The organism is Rhizobium sp. HT1-10 (assembly GCF_049472505.1).
In the GTDB taxonomy this organism is placed as follows: Bacteria; Pseudomonadota; Alphaproteobacteria; order Rhizobiales; family Rhizobiaceae; genus Rhizobium.
Genome location: NZ_JBCEBQ010000005.1, coordinates 314,291 through 320,932 on the forward strand (window position 1 = coordinate 314,291; position 6,642 = coordinate 320,932).

Sequence of the window (6,642 nt, forward strand, 5' to 3'; positions counted from 1 at the left end):
TCATACTTGAGGGCCGCTACGCTTGATCATCGTCCAGACGGAAGGGGGAGAGGAAATGCTGAAAAGCCTGATTGCCGTCTTCCTGCTCGCCGCCGGCAGTGCCCTGGCGCAGACGCCGCCGCCGGCGTTCGACACCAAGGCCGGCCAGGCCTTCATGATCGAGGCCTCGACCGGGACTGTTCTGCTTGCGAAAAACGAGGAAAAGCCGTTTTCACCCGCATCGCTCGCCAAGCTGATGACGCTGGACGTCATTTTCGACGCGGTGACACGCGGTGAGATCAGCCTCGATACGACCTACGGTGTATCGGAAAACGCCTGGCGCCGGGGCGGCGCCCCCTCGCGGGCCTCGACGATGTTTGCGGCCTTGAAATCGCGCGTTGCAGTCGCCGATCTCATCCGCGGCGTGGCCATTCAGCAGGCCAATGACGGGTGCATCGTGCTTGCCGAGGGACTGTCCGTCAGCGAGGCCGAATTTGCCCGCCGGATGACTCAGCATGCCCGCGAAATCGGCATGCCAAGAGCCAATTTCGGCAATTCCACCGGCCTGCCGGATGCCGACAGCAAAATATCGGCGCGCGAGCTGGTGACATTGGCGCAGGACCTGCAATCGAAATACCCTGACCTCTACAAGACGTTCGCCCAACCCGACTTCACCTGGAACAAGATTTTCCAGCGCAACCGCAATCCGCTGTTGCCGCTCACCATGGGCGTCGACGGTCTTGGAACAGGCTTTGCCGAAGGCGAGGGGTTTTCCATCGTCACCTCCGTTGCCCGTGACGGACGCCGGCTGTTCCTTGCATTGGGCGGCCTCGGCTCCGACAAGGAGCGCACGGAGGAAGCCAAGCGCGTGCTGGAATGGGGGCTGAGCAACTTCAAGAGCCAGCGTATCTTCGACGGCGACGGGACGGTGATCGGCACGGCAAGCGTCTATGGCGGCGAAACATCGTCGGTCGGGTTGGTGGCCAAGAGCCCTGTCGATGTCTATGTTCCGGTCAACAATCCCGACAGGCTGACCGCCCGCGTCATCTACCGATGGCCGCTCGCGGCTCCGGTGACGCAAGGCTACCAGGCGGGCACCTTGCGGGTTTTTTCCGGCACCCGAATTGTCCGCGAAGTGCCATTGTACACCGATGCCCCTATTGCCCAGGGCGGTCTCGGGCGGCGGGCGCTGGATGCCTTGGTGGAGCTGTCGGAGACACTGCTTTTTTCCTGGCTTTGGGATACGCCTGCTCCGGCCTGATCGCGCAGCGCACAATGCCGCCATCAAACTGTGCCAACACTCTCGCTGCGGCGGTTTCGTCCGTCGCGATCTTGCGCTACACAGGCGCCGAAGGCCCAGCGCCGGCGCCCGACATGGCGTAATAGAATCCAAGACTGCAGGATGACGATCATTTGGCGAACAAGACCGGTTTGTTCATAAGCTTTGAAGGCGGCGAGGGGGCCGGCAAGTCGACGCAGATCCGCCTGCTTGCCGACGCGCTCCGCAAGCAGGGTCGCGATGTCCTTGTGACGCGCGAACCGGGTGGCTCGCCGGGCGCGGAGGCAGTCCGGCATGTGCTGTTGTCGGGGGCGGCAGAGGCCTTCGGCACGCGTATGGAAGCCATCCTCTTTGCCGCGGCGCGCAACGATCACGTCGAAGAGATCATCCGTCCGGCATTGCGCCAAAGCAAGATCGTGCTTTGCGACCGGTTCATGGATTCGTCGCGCGTCTACCAGGGTGTCACCGGCAACCTTGAGGCTGATTTTATCGAGGCGCTGCAGCGGATCGCCGTCGACGGCGTGGTGCCCGATTGCACCATCATCCTCGACCTGCCGGCCACGATCGGCCTGGAGCGCGCCCGCAGGCGGAGTGCCGCCACCGAGATCTCGGCAGAGCCGGATCGCTTCGAGAAGGAAGAGATGCAGACCCACGAAAAGCGCCGCGAAGCCTTTCTCGATATCGCGGCCGGTGATCCGGGCCGGTGCCATGTCGTCGATGCCCTGCGTGCTCAGGACGAAATTTCAGCCGAAATCCTCGCGATCGCGTCGGGACGGTTGCAGCCTGCCAAGGGCAGGGCGAAGTTTCGCCCGGAGATCGTCCGATGAGCGAGGAACGGCCGGGCGTCCTCGACGGTGCGATTGCGCCGATGGACAACACCAAGCTCTACGGTCACGCCGAAGCGGAGGAGTTTCTCGCCCAGTCCTATCGCTCCGGCAAGGGCCATCACGCCATCCTCATCGAAGGGCCGGAGGGGATAGGCAAGTCGACGCTCGCCTTTCGCTTTGCCAACCACGTCCTGTCTCATCCGGACCCTCAGGCAGCGCCGGAGCATATCGCCGATCCGGACCCTGCCTCGATCGTCAGCCACGCCATCGCCTCTGGCGCCTCGCACAATCTGCTCTATCTGGCCCGACCGGTCGACGAGAAGACCGGCAAGGTCAAGTCGGCGATCACCGTCGATGAGGTCCGGCGCGCCGGCAAGTTCTTTTCGCAGACCTCGGGGACGGGCAACTGGCGCATCGTCATCATCGACCCCGCCGACGACATGAACCGCAGCGCTGCCAATGCGATCCTGAAGATCCTCGAGGAGCCACCGAAGCGCGCCCTGTTCCTTGTGCTGTCGCATGCGCCGGGCAAGCTGCTGCCGACCATCCGCTCGCGCTGTCTGCCGCTGCGCCTGTCACCGCTCGGTGACGAGGCTCTCGCGGCCGCAATATCGCATCTCGGCATCGGTTTGGAGGACGCGCGGACGGCGGAGCTTCTGCGAGACGCCAAGGGCAGCGTCAGCGAGGCATTGAAATTGCTGAACTACGGCGGCGGCGACATCATTGCCGCCTATCGCCAGGTCGTCGCCGCAGATGGTCCCGCCGCCCGCAAGGCCATGCACAAGCTGGCCGATGTGCTGTCTGGTCGCGAAAGCGAAACCATCTTCGATTTCTTTGTCTCGCACATCGAGGACGACATTATGGGCCGCGCCAGACAGGCGGCGCTTGAGGGGAGGGTTACCGTAGCGGAACGGATGTCGCGACTGCATTCCGAGGTGACCGAGCGACTGACCGTGTCGCAGGCCTACAATCTCGACCGCAAGCAGACCATATTAACGGTGCTGGGCGACCTGAAGCAGCAACTGGCCTAGCCTCGTGCCGGCTCGACCGCCAATGCTGTAAACTTAAGGTTTCGCTGCGGTGCGACTTGCGATAATAGCGACGGACATTCTGTAAACATAACAAAACGGGCTCGATGCCGCCGATGAAAGACACTTCCCCCTTCTACATAACCACCGCGATCGCCTATCCCAACGGCAAGCCGCATATCGGCCATGCCTACGAGCTGATCGCCACGGATGCGCTGGCCCGCTACCAGCGGCTGGACGGGCGCGAGGTGTTCTTCCTGACCGGCACCGACGAACACGGCCAGAAGATGCAGCAGACTGCCAAGCTCGAGGGAATCACGCCCGAAGCGCTGGCGCTGCGCAACTCCGACGAGTTCCGCGCCATGGGCAAGCTGCTCAACGCATCGAACGACGATTTCATCCGCACCACGGAAGAACGGCACCACGAGACGTCGCGAGACATCTGGAACCTGATGGCCGATAACGGCGACATCTACAAGGATTCCTACGCCGGTTGGTACTCTGTCCGCGACGAGGCCTATTACCAGGAAAACGAGACCGAGCTGCGCGCCGACGGCCTGCGCTACGGTCCACAGGGTACGCAGGTCGAATGGGTGCAGGAGGAAAGCTACTTCTTCCGCCTCTCGCAATATCAGGACAAGCTGCTTGCGCTCTACGAAAACGATCCGGAGTTCATCGGCCCGTCGGAGCGGCGCAACGAGGTGATGTCCTTCGTCAAGTCGGGGCTGCGTGACCTGTCGATTTCGCGCACGACCTTCGACTGGGGCATCAAGGTCCCGAACGATCCGGCGCATGTCATGTATGTCTGGGTCGACGCGCTGACCAACTATCTCACTGCGACCGGCTATCTCGACGATCAGAATGGTCCGCGCGCGAAATTCTGGCCGGCGGATGTCCATGTCATCGGCAAGGATATCATCCGCTTCCACGCCGTGTACTGGCCGGCTTTCCTGATGTCGGCGAAGCTGCCGCTGCCGAAGCGCATTTTCGCGCACGGCTTCGTTCTTGCCAAAGGCGGCGAGAAGATGTCGAAGTCTCTCGGCAACGTCCTCGATCCCTTCGAACTGATCGCCCATTTCGGTCTGGACCCGATCCGCTACTTCCTGATGCGCGAAATTTCCTTCGGCCAGGACGGCAATTGCAACGAGGATGCGATCGGAACGCGGATCAATGCCGATCTCGCCAACGGCATCGGCAACCTTGCCAGCCGCTCGCTGTCAATGATCGTCAAGAACTGTGACGGAAAGATCCCCGAATGCGGGCCGCTGTCGGATGTCGACAAGGCCATGCTGGCGCAGGTCGATGCGCTGGAGCAGATCACCCGCGAGGAGATGGGCAAGCAGATGATCCACCGGGCGCTGGCGGCCATTATCGCCGTCGTCTCGGAAACCGACCGCTACTTCGCCGGCCAGGAACCCTGGGCCCTGAAGAAGACCGATATCATCCGCATGGGCACGGTGCTTTACATCACGGCGGAAGTGGTTCGCCAGATCGGTATCCTGCTGCAGCCCTTCGTGCCGGATTCGGCCGCAAAGCTGCTCGACCTGGTCGCCATTCCTGCCGACAAGCGCGATTTTGCAGCCTTGGGCGAGGCGGGTCGCCTTGTGGCTGGCACGCCGCTCGAGGCACCGAAGCCGGTGTTTCCGCGCTACGTCGCGCCGGAGGCCTGAGGCGATATGCTGATCGATACCCATTGCCACCTCGACTTCGCTGATTTTGCCGAGGAGCGCGACGCCTTAGTCGAACGCGCCCATGCATCCGGCGTCGGTCAGATGGTCACCATATCGACGCGTGTTGCCAAACTCGACAGCCTGCTCGCGATCACCGATGCCTATCCCTCGGTCTTCTGCTCGGTCGGCACCCATCCGAACAATGCCGACGAGGAGCTCGACATCGAGGTCGAGGATCTTGTGCGGCTGTCGCGCCATCCAAAGGTGGTGGCGATCGGCGAGGCGGGGCTGGACTATTTCTATGATACCGTAAAGCCCGAGGACCAGCGAACCGGCTTTCTGCGGCATATTGCGGCGGCGCGCGAGACGGGTCTGCCGCTCGTCATCCACAGCCGCAGCGCCGACGAGGACATGGCCGCGATCCTGCGGGACGAAACGGGGAAGGGCGCCTTCCCGTTCATCCTCCATTGCTTCTCCGCCGGCCCGGAGCTGGCTGCCACCGGCGTTGAACTCGGCGGCTACATCTCCTTTTCGGGCATCCTGACCTTTCCAAAGTCCGAGGATATCAGGGCAATTGCCAAGACCGTGCCGCAGGACCGGCTGCTGGTCGAAACGGATGCGCCTTACCTCGCCCCGAAACGCTGGCGCGGCAAGCGCAACGAACCGTCCTACGTCGTCAATACCGCCGAGGTGCTCGCCGAAACCATCGGGGTAAGCCTCGAGGCGGTCGCCGCGCTGACGACGGACAATGCATTGCGTGTGTTTTCAAAGATGCCGAGGATCTGACCGCGTGATCTACCAGCGGCGCTTCACGATACTGGGCTGCTCATCCTCACCGGGCGTGCCGCGCATCAATGGCGATTGGGGTGCCTGCGATCCGGGCAACCCGAAGAACCGGCGCAGTCGCGCCGCGCTGCTGATCGAACAGTTCGCGCCAGACGGCGGCGTCACGACCGTGGTCATCGATACCGGGCCGGATTTTCGCGAGCAGATGATCCGCGCCGAGGTCAAGTCGATCGATGCCGTGCTTTACACACACGCGCATGCCGACCATATCCACGGCATCGACGACCTCCGCGGCTATTTTCACACCCAGAGCCGGCGTATTCCGATCCATGCCGATCGATCGACCATGGACCGCATCCGCCAGGGCTTCGGTTACTGCCTGGAGACTCCCGAGGGCAGCAACTATCCGCCGATCGTCGAGCCGATCATCATCGAAGATCTTCAGCATTTCACCATCGACGGAAACGGCGGCACCATCCGTTTCCAGCCGCATCTGCAGCAGCACGGCGACATTCACTCGCTTGGCTTCCGCGCCGGCAACGTGGCCTATTGCAGCGACGTCAGCGATTTCCCCACAGAATCCGTGTCGAAGCTGGCAGGGCTCGACGTCCTCATCATCGACGCTCTGCAATATCATTTCCATCCGAGCCATCTCTCATTGGAGCAGTCGCTCGACTGGATCGCGCGACTGAAGCCGCAGCGGGCGATCCTGACCCACATGCACACGCCACTCGACTACGAGACCGTTCGCATCGAAACACCCGTCAACGTCGAACCGGCCTATGATCATATGCAGTTCTGGTTTGATTTAGAGGTCTTGTAGGCCACGAGTGGGGAAAAAGACGGTGAAACGCGGATTAGCTTGATGCCATTTGTTCCATAATCTATCTTATCTAACTTTAGTCTGTAGCAGGGGTGGGTTCAAGGATGAAGTGCGACTTGCAATAGATAACAATGGTTTATCGCTTGCAAGGAATGAGACATGGAACGCACCTACTCGCAGATTGACATGGATGAGCGGCGCAAGATCGCGCGCTGGAAGACTGCTGGCATCAGCGCCACAGTGATCGCCG

6 protein-coding genes are annotated in these 6,642 nt (G+C 61.9%); all 6 read left to right on the forward strand.

Annotation, left to right across the window (positions count from 1 at the left end; all coding sequences use genetic code 11):
* The first annotated feature begins 55 nt into the window (after positions 1-55).
* The 6 genes from VH564_RS15920 (at position 56) to VH564_RS15945 (ending at position 6,392) form a co-directional block, all read left to right on the forward strand.
* Complete coding sequence (locus VH564_RS15920; RefSeq protein ID WP_423340816.1) at positions 56-1,240, forward strand: D-alanyl-D-alanine carboxypeptidase family protein; 1,185 nt, start codon at positions 56-58, stop codon at positions 1,238-1,240.
* Positions 1,241-1,392: 152 nt separating this feature from the next.
* Positions 1,393-2,085 carry a dTMP kinase gene (tmk, locus tag VH564_RS15925; RefSeq protein ID WP_423340817.1) on the forward strand — a complete coding sequence of 231 codons (693 nt, stop codon included), beginning with the start codon at positions 1,393-1,395 and terminating at the stop codon, positions 2,083-2,085.
* Positions 2,082-3,116, forward strand: coding sequence for a DNA polymerase III subunit delta' (locus VH564_RS15930; RefSeq protein WP_423340818.1), 1,035 nt, complete (start codon positions 2,082-2,084; stop codon positions 3,114-3,116). Before tmk ends, VH564_RS15930 begins: the two co-directional genes overlap by 4 nt.
* A gap of 113 nt (positions 3,117-3,229) precedes the next feature.
* Entirely contained in the window at positions 3,230-4,783 is a 1,554-nt protein-coding gene (gene metG / locus VH564_RS15935) for a methionine--tRNA ligase (RefSeq protein ID WP_423340819.1), read from the forward strand.
* 6 nt (positions 4,784-4,789) lie between these two features.
* On the forward strand, positions 4,790-5,569 hold the full coding sequence (locus tag VH564_RS15940) for a TatD family hydrolase (protein ID WP_423340820.1): 780 nt from the start codon (positions 4,790-4,792) through the stop codon (positions 5,567-5,569).
* 4 nt (positions 5,570-5,573) lie between these two features.
* Positions 5,574-6,392 (forward strand): MBL fold metallo-hydrolase, encoded by an 819-nt coding sequence (locus VH564_RS15945; RefSeq protein WP_423340821.1) that lies wholly within the window; start codon positions 5,574-5,576, stop codon positions 6,390-6,392.
* Positions 6,393-6,642: the final 250 nt, after the last annotated feature.

Excerpts from the sequence above, each read along its gene's own strand:
- VH564_RS15920 (WP_423340816.1), top strand. The coding sequence starts at position 56 with ATGCTGAAAAGCCTGATTGCCGTCTTCCTGCTCGCCGCCGGCAGTGCC.
- VH564_RS15930 (WP_423340818.1), top strand. The coding sequence starts at position 2,082 with ATGAGCGAGGAACGGCCGGGCGTCCTCGACGGTGCGATTGCGCCGATG.
- metG (WP_423340819.1), top strand. The coding sequence starts at position 3,230 with ATGAAAGACACTTCCCCCTTCTACATAACCACCGCGATCGCCTATCCC.
- VH564_RS15940 (WP_423340820.1), top strand. The coding sequence starts at position 4,790 with ATGCTGATCGATACCCATTGCCACCTCGACTTCGCTGATTTTGCCGAG.